This is a genomic window from Rhodococcus sp. USK13, assembly GCF_018343855.1.
Taxonomy (GTDB): domain Bacteria; phylum Actinomycetota; class Actinomycetes; order Mycobacteriales; family Mycobacteriaceae; genus Rhodococcus_F; species Rhodococcus_F oxybenzonivorans.
The window spans coordinates 478,008-498,542 of sequence record NZ_CP069241.1 but is presented as its reverse complement, the minus strand read 5'-3'; the positions used below and the strand labels follow the sequence as shown (position 1 = coordinate 498,542).

Here is a 20,535-nt window from a genome sequence, read left to right as displayed (position 1 = left end):
CGGAACCTTCACCGAGGAAGGTGCGACTAACTCAGGTGCTCGGGCTCGCGGCGGATCGTTCACGAAGAAGACGAATGGAATGGGCCACCTGTGCCGCTGCGGCACCTGCCAGCGTCTCTACAGTGTCTTCCGGAAGCTCGGGTATGACGCAATGGACTATGCCTTGAGCGAGCAGATCCGCAGCGCGGACGTGCTGATCGTTCGCTATGTCAACGGCTCGGCCTGGGTCGCCGTACGTGATCATGCTCGCCCCTTCAGGTGGTAGGGGCGACAGCCAGGCATGCTCAAGTGCGATTACAGTCGATCCGGCGAGAAGCGCTATTGCACCGCCACCACAACCTCGCCCCAGTAACAAGGAAACAGTCGGGACAGTAAGCGCTGTTAACACGGCTATGCACTCGGCGATTTCGGCCGACAGCGCGCCCTCTTCGGCTGCGGGGGAAAGCTCGGCACCATCGGTATCGATGATGGTGACGAGCGGCAGCCCCCACTCCTGCGCGAGTCGCATCGCTCGGCGTGATTCCCGCAGTGCGTCGGGGCCTAGCGGCACCGCTCTTGACCGATCGTGTCCCACCACTACGCAGGGCTCACCATCGATCCTGGCCAGAGCGGTAAGAACCGACCGAGAGCGCTCTCCCTTTCCTGTGCCGCTCAGCAGAACGACTTCCGATGTTGCGACGCGCAGCACGTCGCGCACGTCTACTCGCCCGGCGTTACGGGTGATCTGGATGGAGGTCCATGCAGCGACATCGCCGAGATGACGGCTTTCACGTAGATTGAGTATCGATGGTGACGGAGGATCGCTGAGCACCCGCAGGGTGCGATCAACCAGCGCCGACAGCTCTTCGGGGCCCGCAAGCGCGTCGATGATGCCCTGCTTATGTAAGTTCTCTGCAGTTTGAACACCAGGAGGAAATGAGCGGCCGGTCAGCGCGTGGAACACTTTCGGTCCGAGGAATCCTATGAGTGCGCCGGGCTCCGCAACGGTCAGTTGCCCCAACGATCCCCATGAAGCGAAACAACCTCCCGTGGTCGGGTGTCGCAGGTAGACGAGATACGGCAGACCCATCGCGCGATGCTCCATGACCGCACGTGTGATATCGACCATCTTAACGAACGCAGGAGTCCCCTCTTGCATCCGCGTGCCGCCGGACGCGGTCGCAGCCAGGACCGGGAGACCTTCGGCGCTCGCGCGGCGGATGGCAGAGACGATGCGTTCTGCAGCTGCTCGGCCTATAGAACCGCCCAGAAACTGGAATTCGCTCACGATTATGGCAACGGGCCGACCATGCACCCTGCCCATCCCTGTCAGGATCGACTCGTCCATACCAGTCATGACTGCGGTGCGCCGGAGCGTCGTCTGGTAACTGACGGGGACCCCGGTCAAATCGACGGGGACGTCCCATCGGTTGAATGAGTTTTCGTCTAGCACCGTGGTCAACAGCCCGTAGGCGCTTCGGTTGTCGATGGCTGATGAGGTCATCTCTTCTCCGCTATCCACGCTCGGATCGCATTGCCGTGCTGGTTAAGTGCGGGGGGAGACGTGTGATCGCGGGGCGTTACTTCGATGCCGCCGGCGTCGAAGAACCGAAGTGGTGGTCCTGGTAGGGTCAGCGCTCCGGCGGTCGAGTGATCGACGTTGATGAGCAAGCCTTGACTGTGGGTTTGATTCCACTGGTAGACGTCATCAAGCGTACGCACCTTGCCTGCAGGGATTCCGGCCGCTGTGAGTTTCGCCAAAAGCTTATCGATGTCGAATGCGGCGAATGCGTCCTCGACAGTCTTGATGACACGTTCGAGATTGACGACTCGTTCCGCGTTGGTTGCCATCCCCGGCGTTGACCACTTCATGTCAAAAGCGGTTGCGAACCGTTTCCACAGTCCCTCGCTGCCGACGGCAATTTGGACAAATCCGTTGCGACAGTGGAATAGGCCGTATGGCGCAATGGACGGGTGATGATTGCCTTGGGCGAGTCCGAGCTCCCCTGCGACAGTCCAACGGGTGCCCTGGAAAGCATGCACCCCGACCACGGCGGCCAGCAGAGACGTTCTGACCACCGACCCCCGGCCGGTGCGGTGTCGCTCGTGAACAGCGGCGAGCACCCCATAAGCTCCGTTCATCCCCGCAAGTAGGTCGGCGATGGGGACGCCCACCTTTTGAGGGTCCTGGGGGCCCGCGCCGGTCAACGACATCAATCCCGCCTCTCCCTGGGCGATCTGGTCGTATCCAGCACGCCCCCCTTCAGGGCCATCGTGACCGAACCCAGTGATCGACAGGATGATGAGCGTGGGGTTTCGTTGCTGCAGCAACTCGAACCCTAGGCCGAGGCGCTCCATGACACCGGTCCGAAAGTTCTCGACCAGCACATCGGCACGGTCGATGAGGCCCAGCAGCGTCCGTAAATCCCCGTCGTTCCTGAAATCGAGGACGATCGATTCCTTATTGCGGTTCGTTGACAGAAAATAGGTGGATTCACGTTCATCATCCTCACCTATGAAAGGGGGGCCCCACCCCCGGGTGTCGTCACCGCCGCCAGGAGCTTCGACTTTTACAACCCTGGCGCCGAGATCGCCCATCATCATCGCAGCATGTGGACCGGCGAGCGCGCGGGAGAGATCGACGACGAGCAGGTCCGCCAATGGCCCAACGGAGCACTGCCTCGATGTAGGACTGGCTGTCGGTGTCATGGCCGCTTCCCGGGCAACGTAACGACACCTACAAGAGCCAGACCCTCGATGGAGTTTTCGAGAACTACATTGAAACCGTTTGAGACGAAGATGTCTCCTACAGCGAGGGTTGTACGTTCTTGCGAACCATTTACCTCAAGTGTCACCTGGCCTTGCACGACGATTCCAATCAATTGATGGTCGAGCGCTGAGAGAGGTCGCGAATGACCGGCCTCCAGCGAGAAACATTCGAAACCCTGCCCGTCGCTCAGCGGCCTTCCGTCCACGTTAGTGGTCAAAGGGTCCTGTAGCAGTCGGTTCGACGGGACGTCTTCGTGGGTTTCCCAGAGTCGTGCAGGCAACGGAACAGATTGGTCGTCGAGGATTCTAGACCGGCCCTGGGGGTCATGGCCCAGCACCACTCGGCGCGCGCAGGGTTGCCCAGCGACGGGCAGAGTAGTGAATTCAACTGGTTTGGAGCCGTTGTCACCGTAGTCGTGGGCTCCAGTAAGGACAGCGAGGAAGCGAGAGTGTGATGACGTGTGGCATTCCCAACCATGAAGTGCACCGAGACAGACAGCGAAGTCACCCGCGGTGAGGCGAACTTCTTCACCGTCTGCTTTCAGGGTGATGTCACCCGAGACAACCGCAAAGTAGTCCGTTGTCTGCGTTCGATGCAGATCCCCTTTGGTGGCACCGCTACCGGCAAGTTCTTCGACGGTTTCCTGCATCGAGGTTACGTTGTCAGTGGAGGCGGGCCCGAGCTCCAGAATACGAGCAATCACTTGGCCGGGTTGCGGGAAGGCAACAGTAATGGGGGCACGGTCCGCCGAATCGGAAAGGTCAGCGACACTGGGTGTTTCCCAGATCTCTTCACAATACACAGTCGGCGTGAGGTCAAATCCACGAGCGAGTCGCGAGTCTACGAGGATTGGATGTCCGGCGTCATCCGCCGCTATCAGGATTCGGCGCGTGGTTAGGTCGTCGATGATCACTGAACACGATCCAACGTCGGCACGGCCAGGAAGGACTTGGCAACCGGCCCGGTTGACAAGGTGTATGTGCCGTCGAATTTCGGTGACGGACGATCAGTCGGGTGGTCGTGTCCCATATTGCCGATTCCGAGTTCGGAGCGGACAAAGTCATTCCCTCCGACGGTCAGTCGCAACTCCGAGCCTGGTGGGAGCTCGATACTTGCTGGCCAGATCTCTATCGCGAGGTCAACGGATTCCCCCGGGTTGAGGGCCTGATGTTCTTCGTGGTCGTGGAATGGTCTCAAAAACCCGGATCGAGTTTGGTCGATACGCCGGTGGCTGGCACGCAGCCATCCCTGCGACAGGGGCGCCCGTGCCATTGATGAGTTCGGGTCACCGTTCGACTCGAAGCTGATCTCCATCCCTTCCGTATCGAACGCTTGCAACGTCGCGAAAATGTCAGCATCCTCGGTAGTGCTCGCCAACCGCAGCTGCAGCCACATCGTGCCCGCCAACGTCAAACCCTCCTGGAGGGGCCCAGTGGAAAAGACCGCGCTACCAGTGCGCGCAGCGAAGCTCACCTTGTGATCGGCGACCGGCGCGTCTGAAGACAACGTTCCGGTATCGGCGTCGAGAAACCAGGTCCGTTCGGTGCTCGTGGGTAGAGGCCACTCCGTCGCGTTGACGATATCGGCAATTCCGTCGTCGGCGCTTCGGATAGCCACCTGTACCGCAGGCTCGTCGACCCACTCACTTTCGATGCCCTTGAGGTAGCGGTCGAAGAAGCGGCGCTGAATATTCACGTTTTCGGGCATGTAGAACGTGAGGAAATAATTACCACGCTGAATTCGTAACCATTTTTGGGGGGAACTGATTCCCTCGAACCCAAGTAGTGTGCCGCGAAGATGAACTTGGAGACCCCCCCAATTTGCGACGACTAGCGCGGGGGTCTCGATCTTCTGTAAATCAGCATTGCGCGCTTTGTACCAACTGTCCTCTAGCGGGTGGCTGAGAATTTCGTCGATGTACTCAATCCGCTGAGATGCTAGCTCTTCAATGCTCATTTCCGGCCCGGTGTTCCGCTCACCGGTAAAGTAGTCGGTGAATCGCGAAGACCCATTACCGTGCTGGTTCTCGGCTACACAAAGGTTCCACCAGAGATCCAGAAACCCGCCACTGACGATGCCGCCTTGTCGGGTGCGGTCACGGTAGAAGTCGCTGGTCCCTTGCCAGGGTTGAATTGCCGCTAAATGCTGTGGTCGATGTTGAGCGATCATCCATTGACCCGATGCGTAGTACGAGATACCGAGCAATCCGACCTTCCCGTTGGACCATGGAGCTGTTCCGGCCCATTCCACAGCGTCACAGGCGTCAAGAAACTCCTGGGGCGAGTTCGGTTGTAGAATCCCCGGTGACTTTCCAGCACCACGTGAATCGACGCGAACGATGGCATAACCGAGTTGTGTCCACACCTCCGGATCGGGAGTCTCGAAAGTCACGTGACGGAGAGTCGACGTAGAACCGGAAGCCGCCAGCGCTTCGGTCAACTGAGACCAAACCGTAGGCATAAATTCGCTGAAGTGAACATCCTTGCCATATGGAGAATAATTGACAATCACCGGCCACGGTCCATTGCCCCGCGGCCGAAAGACGTTCGCCACAACGATTGATCCGTCACGAAGCGGAATCCGCACATCTTTGTCAATGATCATTTCTTCTTCGAAAAACTGTTGCATCTGTTTTCCTCACCAATCAAAGAGTCGTTGGCTACGAATTACAGCGGTGGCGCAATGAACAGACCTTTGTCTGGATCGTTGAATTGCTGGGCAGCAACCGACTCGTCCATCGGATTAGCTGTGCCCCATTGATCCGTGACCTTCGGGTCCGCGACGTCGTGGACCGACGGGTGCCAGTTGTCCCAATCGACCAGTTCCAACTCGGTCGTGTATTCCACTGTGTTACCAACTGGGTCATGGAAGTAACTGAATGTATTGTCTCCTGCGAAGTGTCGGCCTGGTCCCCAGATCTTGTTGGCCCCGGCGCGCAGCAACCTACCTGTTCCTCGCATGTACTCGTCGATGCCCCGCATCTCGAACGATACATGGTTGACTGCAACATGGGGTCCGCGAGCGACGGCAAAGCTGTGATGCCATTCGTTACATCGCAGAAACCACATGAAGTTGCCGAGATGCGGCAATGTCAAGGTGTCCGAGAGTCGGAATTGCAGATACTTCTCGTACCAGGCAACAGTCGCCTCTGGGTTCGGAGAATTTACGACAAAATGTGACAGCCGGACCGGTATTGACTCACGCTCCTCAATCTTTCGATAGGCGCGGGTGTCGACGGCGGCCGATATCTCCACGACGCGGCCGTCGCAATCAAAGAATCGTGCGCCGTATCCTCCTCCTGGGGTCTGCAACGGGCGAGGAGGGTGCACTAGCTGTACTCCTTGTCGAGCGAGCTGCTCAGCCAGAACATCGACGTCGGCCGCGGTGGCCGTGCCGAACGCCACTAGATCCATGCGCTTATGCTCATCGCGCCGGAGCCGCACAATGTAGTTCTCGGGTGAGCCCTCGGCGGCCAGAAAATGGGTACCAGAGTCGTTTGCTACTTCGGTAAGACCCCAGAGGTCTCGGTAGAACGCGAGTTGCTTGTCGAGGTCTGGCATTGCAAGCGCCACGTGACGTAGATGTGTAATGAGTGGTCTAGCCATATGAGTCCATCCTTACGATGAAGTCTGCAGTTGGCCGGCAAGCCAATCCGAGACAACGTTGTGGATCATTTTCATGTCCTGTCCCATATGACCGCCGGGGTAGAGCCGCGCAGTCTTGGGATCGCCGTACTCGAGGGCCAAAGCAATGTCAGCGGAGGCATTTTGGAGGTCATCCTTACCGTTGATTAGCAGGAGAGGGCACGACGGGCTGTCGAGTACGCCCTGTTCCAGTAAGGACAGTTCCGGGCACCGACTGGCGTAATCTTCAAAGGTTGTGCCACCAAAGATCCTTGCTCGTGCAATCATTAGGTCCATAAGGTAGGACGAGGCATTGCGCGATTCCTCCTGCCACGAGCGCTGGAAGGTCACGTGGATTCCGCCGCCCCAGTTGACCGCGGCAGCAAGCCGGTCACGGTGAGTATGAGCAAGCTTCATCGCCCAGTAGCCGCCAAACGACCCCCCCAGCACCGCGACTCGGTGCTGGTCCAGGTTGCTGGCGTCCACCCAGTCGAAAATCGGATCCCACATGCGTTCGCTATCGGCGCCGGCGAGCAAAGGCGATTCGCCTACACCGGGCATGTCAATCAACAGCACTGCGATTCCACGACGCAGAAAGGGCTGCGCCAGCACGTAGGCCTCCTCCTTCCAGGTGTCGATGCCGCCCCAGTACATGACTACGGGCGGGTTGTCGACGCCACGAGGCCGCACCGCATAGAAGACAACAGAATCACCCTCATTCGCCCGACCTTCGAATGGCACTTGCACCCGTTCCACGGGCGACTCGTCGAGGGCGGTGGCCTGTAGAAAGTACTCTCTGGCCTTGTCGTAGGCGTACACCTTCGCGGAGTGGTGCGGAACGGGATAGCGCCCCAGAAACGCGAACGCATATGCTTGCCACCAGGACTCACGAGCTGATTCTCGCGCCCCAATGCGTTCAGATTCCTGCGCAGAGTCCGCGAAACGCTCGGCTGCAGCTAGCCATGTGCCCGCCCACACCTGGGGGTCGATACCCTCCAACTCATCGATGGCTTGGCTTGCGGCTGCTTGATCGAGCTGGCCCATGGGGTGACGTCGGGCCTCGAGGTGGCTTCGTAACCACGCCCTGGCCCCTTCCAGTGTCTGGCCCGTCGGCGAGGACGTTGTGGCAGCGGTCATCATCGGTCTCCAATCTTGGCTATCCCAGGGGGGTGCCGATTCCTCCGGACACCCCCGCCGAACTGAGCATGTGTCGATTCAGGGAGCCTTGTTCAAGTAGGACTGTCTGCCCCGTGACCACTTTGTTGTGACGGGACGCCAAGAACGCATAGACCGGTGCGTAGTCAAGAGGGGTGGGCAACGTCGGCATCAGAGCCAATCGCTTGAAGCCCTCCTGCATGGCTTCTTTCGGTATGTCAGACTGTTTGACACCGTCCAGTCCCAGCGCCTTCGGTCCCTGCAATTGACTATCGGCAATCGCCCCGGGCGCGACCCCGTTGACTCGTACGCGGGGAGCGAATTCAATGGCGAGCTGTCGAACTGCACTTAACACCGCACCCTTGCTGGCGGTGTACATGAGGCCCCCGCCGTCCGCGGCATAGGCAGCTACTGATGAGGTCAGCACCACGGATCCGTCACTGGCCTCAAGGAGATCAAGGAAGACCCTGCAGGCCAGCAGATAGCCCAACACATTGACGTGGAAAAGTTCGTCGAACAACGACGAGACACGTTCCACTGGTACGTCACGTAGTGGAACTTGACCGTCGAAGATGCCCTGAGAGCCCACCAGCGATGTGAGTCGCCCCCACCGATCGACTATTGCCTGCCGACATGCCGTTAAGTCGTCAACACTCGTGACGTCGCCTTTGAATAACAGCACGTCGGGACCGAGTTCTGCTTTCAGGGCGTCGAGCTTCGTCTGCGAGACCTCGAAGATCGCGACCGACGCACCCTCACTGATGAAGTGACGTGCGACGCCCAAACCGAGTCCTGACCCGCCCCCGAGTATGAGGACAACGTCCCCGTCGAGCATCTGCATGAGATTCCTGTCCGTTCGTATGTGATGGATCTACTATTTTTGTCTGTGTGCCAGATCGCGGGCTTCTTCGAGGGATCCGTTTGCCAGCAATAGTTTTCGATATTCGCGCAGAGAACGGTCCCGGCGACAGGCGGTGACGCCGCTCCAGTCACCGTCACGGCTACTGTGTAGGATGACGAACTCGTCGGAATTCAACTCGCCCTCTACCATTTCGTCGGCCCCCTTCGCATCGGGAGTACCGAGCGTGCGAACTGTGAGGCCATGTTGAACGGTCCAGAAGGAACGGAGGCTGTGGTAGGGGCGTTCCTCACCCCGCGCGATGTTGAGACCAACCTGCCTGCCCTGTTCAACCGCGTTCGTCCAATGCCCGAAGCTGAGCCCGTCATCCTCAGGAATGGAACCCTCTATACGTGCAACGTCGCCTGCGGTCCATACGCCCTGCACGTTCGTACGTCCGGCCCTGTCACACAACACGCCCTCCCGTCGGCGAACGCCCGACCCGTCCAGCCATTCGTCGCACGGGGTCACTCCGATACTCGCGAAGACGAGATCGCCTTTGAGCACGGTGCCGTTATCAAGGTTGACACTGTAGTCATGCGGCACGCCCTGGACCGAGACGGCTGTGCGACCGAGTTCACCAGTCACTCCGGAACTGACGTGCTTCTGCCACATCCACCTCGCCACCGTTGGCCCGAAGATCGGTTGTAGAGGGGTTGTTTCCGCACTCACAACGGTGACAGCGGTGCCTCGTGAGCGCAGCGCCGATGCGACTTCTAGTCCAATCAGTCCCGCTCCGACCAGAGTCACCGACCGTCGCGATTCCGCGGCCGCTCGAAGGCCCTTCAAGTCATCGATCGTTCGCAGTGTCGGCAGTGCGACGCCGTCCGCAGTCGTGAGCGACCGCGGCCGACTGCCGGTGGCGACAACCAATGCATCCCAGGGCAATACATCACCATCACTGGTGACGAGTAGACGCCGGTCGATATCGAGTCCGCGTGCCGCCTGGCCGGTTCTAACCTCGATCTCACGTTCGGTAAGCTGTTCGAGCGACCGCAGATGAGCAGGTTGACCAGTATGACGTTCTAGCAGTGCTTTGGACAACATCGGCCGATCGTATGGATGATGTCGCTCTTCGCCCAGGACGGTGATAGTGCCCAGCCACCCGCCATCGCGCAGACCGTCTGCGGCGGCCAGACCTGCTGCCGATGCCCCGACTATAACCGCGTTAGCTTGCGCCGACATCATGTTTCGACGCGCTTCAGGCTCAGAGCTTGGGCGGGGCAGGAGCGTACTGCATCTTCGACGTCATCGATCTCGTCGTCACCTACCGTTGCACGAAGAATGGTCAATGCAGAGTTATCGGTTGGAATATCGAACACATCTGGCTGGGTGACAACGCAGATACCGTAAAGCTGGCATTTCGATGCGTCGACAAATACCCGAGACTTCACAGCCACACTCCCAAGTTCGGTGTTGCCAAACTTGTTTCGGTCAGGATCACTTCGCGGGTGACCAAGCGTAAACCATCCTTGGTTCGACGCAAATTGTCGTTCCGGCGACAGGGTATGAGGTCAAAGTGCGTGTCAATTCCGCGCTGGCGGTAAAGTAGCAGGGCGCTGGACACGGCAATCAGGTCGACGGCAGATCCGGCTGCTACCTCCACGCTGCCAACCAGACGCATGGTTCGGGAGGGGGGGACCTCGGAGTACGCGTGTCCTGTGGCTAGGCGATTCAGCCGCATGCGTACGTGAGCCTTCCGGTCCCGCATACGAAAGGCTTTCCGTGTGACTTCAGTTGATCGCGGCTCTTTGGCTTGCCGAATGGGAATTGAATACAGTAAGTCGTCCGCGAGCAACTCGTACCACTCCTCTTCGCGTCCCTCATCGAGAAGCCGAGCCTCAGTCGCGAGGAAGTTGGTCACCTCCAAATGCAGTTGGGGATCAATAGCAGGGGTACCGACCTCCGGACCAGACGGAACTGATGTCGCGGTCATGACGTTGGTCCGTTCAGAGGGCGTTGTTCCTGCATCTCGTGAAGCCAGTGCCGATAGAAATGCAACTGGTTGTGCTCCCCAAAGCCTGTGCGTCGGCGAATTCCTGGTCCCTGCCACGCAGGATCGGGTGACTGATCGATCGCCGAGAAATTCCCCTGCTGGAAATGAAAATTCATTTGCTCTTTTCGTGCCCACGCACTTGCGCCGGCCTTAGGGGCCCCCTCCCACGCAACGGTATCGTCCTGTTCTGCGACACCGGCAACACCGAACTGCAGTTGCCCGATCGTAGCGTCCTGCAAGGCTGAGTCTTCATCCTGAAAGTTCCAGACAAATTGCCAACTCCATACCTCCAGTTCACCGGGCCCAACTGGTTGCCATTGACGGAAAGAAGTGACGACGGACATCAATCCACTGCCGTCGAAAGCCGCTGCCCGGAAGAAGCTGAGGTTCGGAAAGACCGTGCCCACAATTGGTCCGTCGTGCGTAACTACGCGCGTCTGGCTCTCATCGAAACCGGACAGATCGAATGAATCCTTGATCTCTGGCGGGTAACCCCAAAACTCCAGCTGGGGGTCCTGCTCGGTCCATGCGATCCCCAGGAAGGCATGTCCGTTCTCAAACTCGTAAGGCCGCCCGAACTCGCCACCGGCGTCCAAGCCGAACGCTAAACCGATCTCGCCCATGCTGCCATGCAGACTTGGTACGTGGTAGGTGTCGCCGCTGAAGTTCTCCGCTGCGGTCTTCCAATTCGCCTTGACGTGGTAGCGATCAGGCGGTCCGGCCACTCGCATCCCGTCGGGATGCATGCCAACCAGCGCATCCAACATCCAGCCTGCACCGCCGAGAAATTCGTCCAGCGATTCTATATCTTCCGACAAGGAGGCGAAGATAAATCCGCTCCTACTCTCAACACGTGGTGCCCTCAAGAGCCCCCACTGTCTCTTATCGAGAGGAGTTCCGTATGCGGCCTGCATAAAGGGAGTACCGATAAGCTCACCGTTGTTGGCGTACGTCCAGCCGTGGTAGGCGCACTTAAAGAACCGTGAATTGCCTTGATCGGTTTGACACACCTGCGTTCCGCGGTGTCGACAGTAATTCGACAGTACGTTGATGCCGCCGTCGCCGTCGCGCGTTACGATGACCGGATCCAAGCCTATACGTCGTTGCACAAAGTCGCCCGGTTTCGAGATCTCGGACTCGTGGGCGACAAATACCCATGTGCGCGCGAAAATTCGCTCGATCTCCGCCTGAAACACATCGACATCGTTGAAGATCTCGACGGGCAGCAGATCATCGGCCAGGCTACTCTCTACCCTGGCCAGGATGTCGGCGAGCCTTCGATCTGCTCCAACATCTGAGACGTCTGTTTGCATTGATCCTCCGAAGTGATGTGAGTTACACCGTTGATGAAAGATTAGATTCAAACGGATATCGCGGCAAACAATGTTTTTCAATCTGTATATCGATTTTGTCAATAGTTGGAGGTATCGCACGCTCCGATCTCGTCTTTGCAAGACGGGGCCAAGGATCGACGGGGCCACTTAAGCTGGAATCGTGAGCGCACTGACCGACCTCCGGCGAATCGACCTCAATCTGCTCGTTGCCTTCGAAGCACTGATGAGCGAACGCAGCGTTACACGCGCAGCTGAGCGGTTGGGCATCGGCCAGTCCGCAATGAGCTCGACGCTCGGCCGACTGCGAAAATTGCTCGGTGATCCCGTGCTGGTGCGAGATGGACGACGATTGGTGGCAACACCGTTCGCGGAGTCGTTGATCGAACCCGTCCGCCGACTATTGAATGATGCCGAACATCTTCTTGCCCGACGCGAAACCTTCAATCCTGCAACTGATTCTCGAACGCTCACGGTGTTGATCGTCGACTACCACTTAACCCTAACTTTCTTGCAGCCGGTGTTGGCGCGTTTGGAGCAGGAGGCACCTGGCGTGCGGTTACACATTGAGATGCCCGGCGAAGACTTCATCGGGCGCCTGAGCCGCCATGAAGTTGACCTACTGATCATCCCTCAAGAAGCTTTCCCCGACTACCGCCAGTTTCCGCATCGGGCGCTGTTCCGTGACCGATATGTAGTTGCTGCAGACGCGCACCATCCCGACATCGGTGGTCGCATCTCCTACGATCAGTTTTGCACCCTTCCTTACCTGGCCACCTGGTCTGGCCGAACGCTGTCTCTGATCGAACGTCAACTCGACGTTATGGGAGTTCCCCGAAACCTTGAGATCACCACGGATTCCGGCGTCGCACCGTTCCTGCTCCGGGACACCCGTATGATTACTGTGGTACAGGAACGTTTCGCACTAGCAATTGCGAAGCAGGCGAACCTCCAGTTGTCGGAAGTACCCGTCAAGAATATTAACTTCTCTACTGAAACCATGATTTGGTCTCAGCGCACCGATAGCGATCCTGCTCACCAGTGGCTTCGCCAGCTACTTGCTGATATGAGTTCGGAATTTGCACCGGGAATATAGATTTGACGAGGAAGCCGTCGGAGGGGCGATGGGACGTGAGCGCTAGACGATATGGAGTGACGCACGACTTGTCGTGAGCTCGCTCCCGTTGGCGGCGGGACGTCCCCTCGGTCCGATGAAAGGGTGCGCCCGGCGCGGGGACGATCTCAACGTCGTTCATGCTCGCTGCGCTGCGCGTGCTCCACGTTGACATCGCCGGCCTGCGCCGGGCGGGTCAGCAGTAACCGAGGACGCCCCCCGAAAGGGGCCGGTAGAGCGCTCTTGCGGGCCGAGGCCTCACGCACAAGATTCGTGGGTTACCGAGCAGACGAACCTGCCTGCCCGGCCTATCCGACAATTGTGGGAGGCCCCGGTGTTTACCGAGCGTACGAGCATTGGACTGGACGTGCACGCACGTTCGGTCGCGGCAGCGGCCATCGACAGTCTCACCAGTGAGGTGGTCCAGGGACGATTGACCCCGTCCTATGAGCACATCCGATCCTGGATATCGAGCCTGCCGGGGCCGGTAGCAGTTGCGTACGAGGCCGGCCCGACCGGTTTCGGACTGTATCGGGATCTGGCCGCCGCCGGCGTCTGGTGTGAGGTTGTCGCGCCGTCCAAGCTGCAGAAACCATCCGGGGACCGGGTCAAGACCGACGCCCGCGACGCTCTGCACCTGGCCCGGTTGCTGCGCCTGGACGAGGTCATCTCGGTGGCGATCCCCAGCGTCGATCAGGAAGCGGCCCGGGATCTGGTGCGGGCCGGGGAGGATTGCCGCGGGGATCTGATGCGGGCGCGTCACCGCCTGTCGAAGCTGCTGCTTCGGCACGGCGTCGTCTACTACGGCGGCCGAGCATGGACCGGAGCGCATGACCGGTGGTTGCGCACCGAAGTGGCGCCGCAGTTGATCTTGCCTGCGACACGGATGGCGTTCGACGCCGACTACGACCATGTGCTCACGATGCAGGCCCGACGTCGGCGACTCGATGCCGCGATCGAGGAGATGGCCGCGGCGAGTGAGTTCACCCCGATTGTCCGCCGGAGGTGTTGCCTGCGCGGGGTCAGCACCTTGACCGGTTTCGCGTTGGCGGTGGAAATCGGTGACTGGAATCGGTTCACCGGCTTTCGCCATCGGCTCGTTCGTCGGATTGGTACCCTCGAAGTACTCGTCCGGTTCGTCCCGGGTGCAGGGATCGATCACCAAAACCGGCAACACCCACGCCCGACGGCTCTTGGGGAAGAGCTGCCTGGCATCACCGGCCGCGCTATCACATCGGGGCAGTGATGCGGTCCCGGTGGGAGCAGGCACCGGCAGCGGCCCGCACCCGAGGCGACGACGGCAACCGTCGCCTGCACCAGCGGTGGGTGGGGTTTCTCGAACGCAGCAAACGACCCGTGATAGCGAACGTGGCCATTGCGCGGGAACTGGCGGGCTGGTGCTGGTCTCTGGCGGTGATGGACTGCTGACGGTCAACCCCCTGATCTGCTTCGCCGACGAGCTCCAGTGGCGACGGCGCGTGGATCGACCCGGACACAACTATGAGCAGGCCGTCGAGGTCGGTTCGAATCTACATCAGATGACCGCTCTGTCAGCGGTCATGTAATTCCGACTTATCTTCGTGTCATCGGTCCGTGGTCGGGTTAGCTGCCCGTAGCGTTCCGTAGCAGACCGGGAGGGCTGACTCGCGTAATTCCTGTCACCCGCCCGTTGGGTTGACCCTCCTGGGGTGTGTCTACCCTCCCGGTCTGCGTTCGCGGAGTGACTGAAGAGAGGCGTGACCACAAGCTGCTGTGAGAGGTGCTTGAAGTCGGATTGTCCTCCGCGGATTCCCCAATCCGAGCAGAGAAGGGAACCGCCTTCCATGATCGTCATCGGCATCGATCCCCACAAGTCCAGCCACACCGCCACCGCGGTCGACCCGGCCACCAACACCGACCTCGACTCGATCCGCATCGACGCCACACTCACCGGCTACAAGACGCTGATCGCCTGGGCCAAGGCCTGGCCCACGCACAAGTGGGCGATCGAGAACGCCGAGGGACTCGGCCATCACCTCGCACAGTGGCTACTCGTCCTCGGCGAACTGGTCCTCGACGTCCCGACCACCTCCACCGCCCGGATCCGACAACTCTCCCGCGGCGGCCGACGCAAGAACGACCGCATCGACGCCGCCGCAGCCGCATGTGTCGCCGCCCTACAGGGCGACGCCCGACCGGTCGATCCCGAGGGCCCGACCGATATCCTGGCGCTGCTCGACGAGCGTCGAACAAACATGTGTAACAGTCGAACTCGTCTCGTCAATCAGCTGCACGCGTTGCTACGGCAGTTGCTCGCCCGACCTGCGCCCACCCGCCGAGACCACGAGCACCGACGGCGGAAACGACAAACCCTCCTCCGCGACTACCGACCCGACCGAGAGTGGCATGGCTGACGGTCGCCTGGCCACCCGGACGCGGGAACGCCACGCTGTCGTCCACGAGTTGCTCTCGCAGGGAAGAACGATCTCGTATATCTCACGGGCACTGCCGCTCGATCGTAAGACGGTGCGGCGCTTCGCCCGCGCTGCCGATGTCCACGATCTGCTGCCCACCACGCGGACGGGCCGCAGCCTGCTCGACGAGTACGCACCCTACCTGGGCGAACGCATCGCCGGCGGATGTGTCGACGCGGTCGTCCTCACGCGCGAGATCACCGAACGTGGCGCTACCGCGGCAGCGTCAAGACCGTCCGCCGATTCCTCCAGCCGCTGCGCTCCGCCCACACCGCCCCGCCCTCGAGGCCGGCCGCGCCCAGCGTCCGGCGAGTCACCGGGTGGCTGACCCGACGACCGGACCGGCTCACCGACGAGGACCGGGCCGGGCGCGCCGCGCTCCTGGCGCGCAGCCCCGCGTTGGCCACCACCGGTCGGCTCGTCCGGGACTTTGCCGAGATCATGGTTGACCGGCGCGGCAACGACCTGAACGCCTGGATCGGCCGCACCCGGCGAGAAGGATCACCGGCGCTTCGGTCGTTCGCTGCAGGTTTGGTCCGTGATCTCGATGCCGTCACCGCGGGCCTGACACTGCCGCACAGTTCCGGCGCTGTCGAGGGGCACGTGAACAGGATCAAGATGCTCAAACGGCAGATGTACGGACGCGCCAACTTCGACCTACTCCACAAACGCGTCATACACGCCGGATAATCAAGCGCCCCAAGGGCTTCACGAAAACTGCGCCAGATCCAAATACGTGACGGTCGACACGCTCCAAGGCGACGGACCATAGACTGTCTCCAATGCGCACATGAGCATTTTTCGTCGCGCGGGCTAGGGAGCGTACGCGCGCCGAGCGTACGCTCCCTATCTGCTCAGACTCTAAACGCAAACGGCGTCAGCAACCGCGATCGGGTCGAGATAGAGAATGGTGAAATCCTGAATACGATCGCCACGTAAAGTGACGAATTGGCTGACGCGCGTATTGACTCCTCGTTTGGTAGCCCGTGCCGTGGCTTGCATCCGCAGACTCGTTGCAACTCCGGCTGCACCGACGAACTGGGTAACCTCGGTAATATCGAGCGATTCCCAGGTTTCGGCGAACACTTCGAAGAACCGCTCCAAACTTTCGACGCCCACCCAGTCGCCCGAATACGGCACCGACGGCCCTTGATGCAGTACGACTTGGCGGTCTAAGTGAGCAGCAACCTCTGCGGAGTCCGCGCCGGCTTTTGCCTCCTCCGGGCCGACACGTACCGTATCTCCGCGTCGTAGAAGCTCCGCAGCAGGGGACGTGGGTCTTCGAGGCCTTCGAGGTCTTGAACGACGCTCGAACAGTGCGTGCCAATACGGTCGCTCACTGGCTGCCCACCCCCCGGAGCAGTCGAGCCGCCGTAACTGCCAAAAGCAGCGCAACGCCATTGAAGAGTGGGTTGACCCACTGGGGCACACCCATGAGATTTAGGCCGGCGACACCTGTTGCGACCGTAAGGACCGCGACAATAGTGCCCCAGAGGTTGAACCGCCCTACCTTGAACGCTGTAGCACCGAGAAATACTGCTGCAAACGCTGGCAACAAGAATTCCGGCCCAAGGGCGGGATTTCCACTGCCGATCTGGCTGGCTTGTAGCACGCCTGCCGCACCGGCTAGCGCACCGCCGAAGCAGAATGCGAGAATCGTAATGCCGTCAGCGTTGATGCCGGACAGACGAGCCGCCTCATGGCCCACGCCCACTGCTTCCATACGTCTGCCGAGCGGCGTCCGTTCAAGGACAAGCCAGGCAAGAATCGCCAGGATTGCGATGTAGACGATCGGGAGCGGTATCCCCACTATCTCGGCGGTCGACAGCCCGGTCAACGATGGCGGTAGTCCTTCGAAGATCACCCGGCCTCCGGAATACCAGAGCACCGTCGCTTGGAGGATGGTGGCGACACCCAGCGTAGCGATGAACGAGTTGAGTCGCAGTTTGGCGACCAGGACGCCGTTGAAAGCGCCGATCACGGTCGTTACAGCAATGGTAATCACTATTCCAGTGCCTAGGTCAACGTCATAGCGACTCAGGAGGCCGGGCAGAACTACCTGCGCGAGGCCCAACTGCGCGCCAATCGAGAGGTCGAACTGTCCGACCACGAGTGTGAACAGGGCGCTCATGGCAAGCGTGGCCAGGACCGTCTGCGTCACCAGGATCGTCCTGGCGTTGTCAACGGTGGCGAAATAGGTTGGTTCCAGCACCGAAAACGTGGCTACGAGGACCAGGAGTAGCACCGGCAGGGCGAAACGCGACCATCGGGCGACCTCCGCGCGGCTCGGCCGTGAGGGGCGCGCGCGCGGTGCTGTGACTCCGTTTCCTTCGGTGCGGTTGAACTGGTCATCGACTACCGTCCTCGTGTTGTAATCGGTCATGATGATCGACCATCCTCCATGTCGGCCGCTATGTGATCAGCCTTTTCTGTGATACCGAACGTTGCGTGGGTCATTGCTGCATTTGTCATTGCGGCACCGGCGAGCTCGGCCACGATCGCTCCGTGGCGTAGCACCAAGGTGCGATCGCATAGTTCCGCCAGATTGTCGAAATCGCTGTCGACAACCAAAACCGCCGTGCCCGCGTTGGCGGCTTCACGTAATTGCGCAAACACCTGCGCCTTCGCTCCGACGTCCATCCCCTGCACTGGCTCGTCGAGGATGATTGTTGACGGGTTGGTGCGCAGCCATTTGGCGATCAGTACCTTTTGTTGGTTGCCACCGGAAAGCGATGCGACCAGCGCTTCGCTGTCGTCGGGGCGGATCTGAAATTGCGCGACCGCCTCCTCGGCCAAGCGCCGTTCTCGCTTCCGATCGATGAGTCCGCGCCGAACCGGCGTTTGGAGCAGAAGGATGTTTTCACGGACGCTCATGTGCATTAGACACGCCTGCCCCCGCCGGTCTTCCGGGATGTAGACCAGGCCTTGATCAATTGACTGTGCTGGGGACGACCGCTTGACGGTAATGCCACCGATTTTGCGGCGTCCGGTTCGCGCTTGCTGTGCGCCGAACAGTAGTCGGCACAGCTCACTTCGCCCGCTGCCTGCAAGGCCGGCGATACCTACGATCTCTCGCGGCCGAACGGCGAGGGATACATTCTGAATTTTCACACCGCTGAGGTTTTCGGCCTCCAGTGCCATGCCTTCGGACGGTCCGAGGTGTTCGACCCTCGCACGAGTGTGTGACGGTGCGACGACGGCTTGGCTGCCTCCACCAAGGATTTCTTCGACCAACGCCTTGCGGGTGATGTCCTTGACCTTATGGGTACCCATGCGGCTACCGTCTCTGAGAACAGTCACGGTGTCCGCGAGCCGATCGATTTCTTCCAGTCGGTGCGAAACGTAGACCACGCCTATGCCTAGTTCGGTCAACTGTTGGACTGTGTCAAATAGTAGGTGAGCGTCTGAGTCGGGCAACGCCGCTGTCGGCTCGTCGAGGACTAGACATTGCAAGTCACCCGCGCCAGTCAAGTCGATCGCCCGGCCAATCGCCAGTAATGTTCGGGACGTTACTGGCAAGTCCCTGACCAAAGTCTGGGGTTTGGCCTTAACTCCGATGAAGTCAAGTACCCGCTTTGCGGCCTCGTGGTGCGCGTTAGTGTTTATAAATGGGCCAGACCGTTCAAAACCCCGCACGGTCGCGACGTTGTCCGCAACGCTCATATCGAGCGCAAGGCCGAGATCCTGGTGGACGAAGGCAAGTCCGAACCGTCTTGCGGCACTCGGAGGATAGTTGCGCGGAAGCACACGCCCACCCACAACGATCTCACCCGCGTCGGGCCGATGGATCCCCGCCAAGCACTTGATGAGAGTCGACTTTCCGCTACCGTTCTGTCCAAGTACCGCGTGAACCTGTCCCCGCTGGACCTCCAGGTCCATTTCGGACAAAACCTTACGTCCCACAAAGGATTTGGTTAGTCCGCGGGTGACTAGCGCAAGATTCTCGGGACGAGAGTCCCCGGCTTGGTGCTTGTCGATCAGGGCGGCGTTCATGCGCCGGCCCAGACGCGCGTGTAGTAAGACTTGAAGTCGACGTCGCCTTCCCAACCTTCTGCCGAATCGATATTCGTCGAGTCAAATAGCCGGATCGGCACGTTCTGTTCGACGGGAGGCTGGTTAGCGAGCGCTCGATTGAGATCATCCATGAGCGCCCATGACGTCCACTGCATCCCTAGACTGACGGTAATCCTCTGATAGCCATCCTCTTTGATGGTCTGAACGCTTGTCGGGTCACCGTTCGCGGAGACTAGGAAGGTCGAATCGTTCGCCAAACCAGCCTGGCGGAGACCAATGGTGACGTACTGGGCAGCACCGTCGAAGCTCGCCCAGACAGCGTTGAACTCGCGATTGGCCTGTGCAGCAGCCGCCGCCTGACCTGCCAAGGTCGTGGTGAGGTTAGCTGCCTGGAACTCCTGGTTGGCCACGACTTCGCAGCTGCCGCCGGCGTCTGTACACTCGTTGATGAACCTATCGAAGCCCGCTTGGCGAGCGTTGAGGTTCGACAAAGACGTGTCGTTGAAGGTCAAGAATTTCGGACTTCCGCCGGTCTTGTCGTAAGCGTATGCCGCGTTGACGTAACCCATCTGCTCGAAAGCCGACGGCGAGGGAGAAATAGCCGCATAAGGACCGCGCGAATCAGGCTGACCCTCGGCCCAGCAGCTCAGGCAGCCAACCGGAATACCTGCTGCTTGCGCTGCAGCAAGCCCGCTGCCCGTCTGTGTGTCGTTGAGGCCGAGCACGACGATAGCGTCAGGCTTCGTCGTCACCGCCTGCTGCAAAAACCTATTCGCATCGCTTTGGTTTCCGTTCGCGTTATAAGTTTTATGTTCCCACCCGAGCGCGGTTGCGGCCGACTGAAGTCCGTTGAGTAGGGCCACAGACGCTGATTCGGCCTCGGTTATTGTGATAAAAGCAACCCTTTGGCCAGGGACGGCTGCAGGCCCTTCGGTCGGGGGTGTCGCCGATTGCTCGGCCTTCAGTTCCGCGACGGCGTCGGCCGCCCTTGCAGTGAACTCGGCGGAGGCTTTCGACTCCGTGTCAGGCTCAGATGCAACAGATTCCCCGGCTGAGCATGCAGCGGTCGCCGCAAGCAGTGCTGCGCTCATCAGTGATATCGCCATCCGTGTGGACGCCCACGGGCGATTACAAGTGATCACTTCGTACTCCTAAAATGTGCATGGTTCGGCACGAGTGGTTGTGCTGAAAGAGGCGTGGAA

Annotated in this window: 19 protein-coding genes and 2 pseudogenes; 6 read left to right on the top strand and 15 right to left on the bottom strand. The window is 60.1% G+C overall.

Features of this window, described 5'->3' with window-relative positions; all coding sequences use genetic code 11:
• Positions 1–31 precede the first annotated feature (31 nt).
• From JQT59_RS02255 to JQT59_RS02205, 11 genes are all read right to left on the bottom strand, one after another.
• Positions 32–1,483: a carboxyl transferase domain-containing protein gene (locus JQT59_RS02255; protein ID WP_213571453.1), complete on the bottom strand. Its 1,452-nt coding sequence runs from the start codon at positions 1,481–1,483 to the stop codon at positions 32–34.
• Positions 1,480–2,688 carry a CaiB/BaiF CoA transferase family protein gene (locus JQT59_RS02250; protein WP_213571452.1) on the bottom strand — a complete coding sequence of 403 codons (1,209 nt, stop codon included), beginning with the start codon at positions 2,686–2,688 and terminating at the stop codon, positions 1,480–1,482. The genes JQT59_RS02255 and JQT59_RS02250 overlap by 4 nt, the downstream gene beginning before the upstream one ends.
• Complete coding sequence (locus JQT59_RS02245; RefSeq protein WP_213571451.1) at positions 2,685–3,662, bottom strand: cupin domain-containing protein; 978 nt, start codon at positions 3,660–3,662, stop codon at positions 2,685–2,687. The genes JQT59_RS02250 and JQT59_RS02245 overlap by 4 nt, the downstream gene beginning before the upstream one ends.
• Positions 3,659–5,377, bottom strand: a complete 1,719-nt coding sequence (locus JQT59_RS02240; protein ID WP_213571450.1) for a CocE/NonD family hydrolase — start codon at positions 5,375–5,377, stop codon at positions 3,659–3,661. The genes JQT59_RS02245 and JQT59_RS02240 overlap by 4 nt, the downstream gene beginning before the upstream one ends.
• A 38-nt stretch (positions 5,378–5,415) precedes the next feature.
• Positions 5,416–6,354, bottom strand: coding sequence for a VOC family protein (locus JQT59_RS02235; RefSeq protein ID WP_213571449.1), 939 nt, complete (start codon positions 6,352–6,354; stop codon positions 5,416–5,418).
• 12 nt (positions 6,355–6,366) lie between these two features.
• Positions 6,367–7,416, bottom strand: coding sequence for an alpha/beta hydrolase family protein (locus JQT59_RS02230; RefSeq protein WP_213571448.1), 1,050 nt, complete (start codon positions 7,414–7,416; stop codon positions 6,367–6,369).
• Positions 7,417–7,528: 112 nt separating this feature from the next.
• A complete protein-coding gene (locus JQT59_RS02225; RefSeq protein WP_213571447.1) occupies positions 7,529–8,368 on the bottom strand; it encodes an SDR family oxidoreductase in 840 nt (279 codons plus the stop codon).
• A 33-nt stretch (positions 8,369–8,401) separates the two neighbouring features.
• Positions 8,402–9,610 carry an NAD(P)/FAD-dependent oxidoreductase gene (locus JQT59_RS02220; protein ID WP_249353661.1) on the bottom strand — a complete coding sequence of 403 codons (1,209 nt, stop codon included), beginning with the start codon at positions 9,608–9,610 and terminating at the stop codon, positions 8,402–8,404.
• On the bottom strand, positions 9,610–9,819 hold the full coding sequence (locus JQT59_RS02215; RefSeq protein WP_213571445.1) for a ferredoxin: 210 nt from the start codon (positions 9,817–9,819) through the stop codon (positions 9,610–9,612). The genes JQT59_RS02220 and JQT59_RS02215 overlap by 1 nt, the downstream gene beginning before the upstream one ends.
• Complete coding sequence (locus tag JQT59_RS02210; protein WP_213571444.1) at positions 9,816–10,361, bottom strand: aromatic-ring-hydroxylating dioxygenase subunit beta; 546 nt, start codon at positions 10,359–10,361, stop codon at positions 9,816–9,818. Before JQT59_RS02210 ends, JQT59_RS02215 begins: the two co-directional genes overlap by 4 nt.
• The gene (locus JQT59_RS02205) at positions 10,358–11,734 is read right to left on the bottom strand and encodes an aromatic ring-hydroxylating oxygenase subunit alpha (RefSeq protein WP_213571443.1); all 1,377 of its coding nucleotides are present in this window, start codon (positions 11,732–11,734) and stop codon (positions 10,358–10,360) included. The genes JQT59_RS02210 and JQT59_RS02205 overlap by 4 nt, the downstream gene beginning before the upstream one ends.
• A gap of 181 nt (positions 11,735–11,915) precedes the next feature.
• Here JQT59_RS02205 and JQT59_RS02200 point away from each other — a divergent pair, with 181 nt between their 5' ends.
• From JQT59_RS02200 to JQT59_RS02185, 6 genes and pseudogenes are all read left to right on the top strand, one after another.
• The gene (locus tag JQT59_RS02200) at positions 11,916–12,848 is read left to right on the top strand and encodes a LysR family transcriptional regulator (RefSeq protein ID WP_213571442.1); all 933 of its coding nucleotides are present in this window, start codon (positions 11,916–11,918) and stop codon (positions 12,846–12,848) included.
• Between the two features lie 352 nt (positions 12,849–13,200).
• A complete protein-coding gene (locus JQT59_RS02195) occupies positions 13,201–14,112 on the top strand; it encodes an IS110 family transposase (RefSeq protein ID WP_502939697.1) in 912 nt (303 codons plus the stop codon).
• Positions 14,009–14,431 (top strand): annotated as a pseudogene (locus JQT59_RS38245) (hypothetical protein); the annotation flags it as partial. The gene JQT59_RS02195 and the pseudogene JQT59_RS38245, both read left to right, overlap by 104 nt.
• Positions 14,432–14,689: 258 nt before the next feature.
• Positions 14,690–15,178, top strand: a pseudogene (locus JQT59_RS02190) (IS110 family transposase); the annotation flags it as partial.
• Between the two features lie 73 nt (positions 15,179–15,251).
• Positions 15,252–15,647: a hypothetical protein gene (locus JQT59_RS36645; RefSeq protein ID WP_249353674.1), complete on the top strand. Its 396-nt coding sequence runs from the start codon at positions 15,252–15,254 to the stop codon at positions 15,645–15,647.
• Positions 15,575–16,009 (top strand): transposase, encoded by a 435-nt coding sequence (locus JQT59_RS02185; protein ID WP_249353660.1) that lies wholly within the window; start codon positions 15,575–15,577, stop codon positions 16,007–16,009. The genes JQT59_RS36645 and JQT59_RS02185 overlap by 73 nt, the downstream gene beginning before the upstream one ends.
• A 171-nt stretch (positions 16,010–16,180) precedes the next feature.
• Here JQT59_RS02185 and JQT59_RS02180 read toward each other — a convergent pair whose 3' ends face one another.
• From JQT59_RS02180 to JQT59_RS02165, 4 genes are read right to left on the bottom strand one after another with little or no spacing between them, the layout of a single operon-like run.
• Positions 16,181–16,720 carry a nuclear transport factor 2 family protein gene (locus JQT59_RS02180; RefSeq protein WP_213571440.1) on the bottom strand — a complete coding sequence of 180 codons (540 nt, stop codon included), beginning with the start codon at positions 16,718–16,720 and terminating at the stop codon, positions 16,181–16,183.
• Positions 16,656–17,702 carry an ABC transporter permease gene (locus JQT59_RS02175; protein ID WP_213571439.1) on the bottom strand — a complete coding sequence of 349 codons (1,047 nt, stop codon included), beginning with the start codon at positions 17,700–17,702 and terminating at the stop codon, positions 16,656–16,658. The genes JQT59_RS02180 and JQT59_RS02175 overlap by 65 nt, the downstream gene beginning before the upstream one ends.
• A complete protein-coding gene (locus tag JQT59_RS02170) occupies positions 17,699–19,312 on the bottom strand; it encodes a sugar ABC transporter ATP-binding protein (RefSeq protein WP_213571438.1) in 1,614 nt (537 codons plus the stop codon). Before JQT59_RS02170 ends, JQT59_RS02175 begins: the two co-directional genes overlap by 4 nt.
• On the bottom strand, positions 19,309–20,424 hold the full coding sequence (locus tag JQT59_RS02165) for a sugar ABC transporter substrate-binding protein (RefSeq protein ID WP_213571437.1): 1,116 nt from the start codon (positions 20,422–20,424) through the stop codon (positions 19,309–19,311). Before JQT59_RS02165 ends, JQT59_RS02170 begins: the two co-directional genes overlap by 4 nt.
• Between the last annotated feature and the right edge of the window lie 111 nt (positions 20,425–20,535).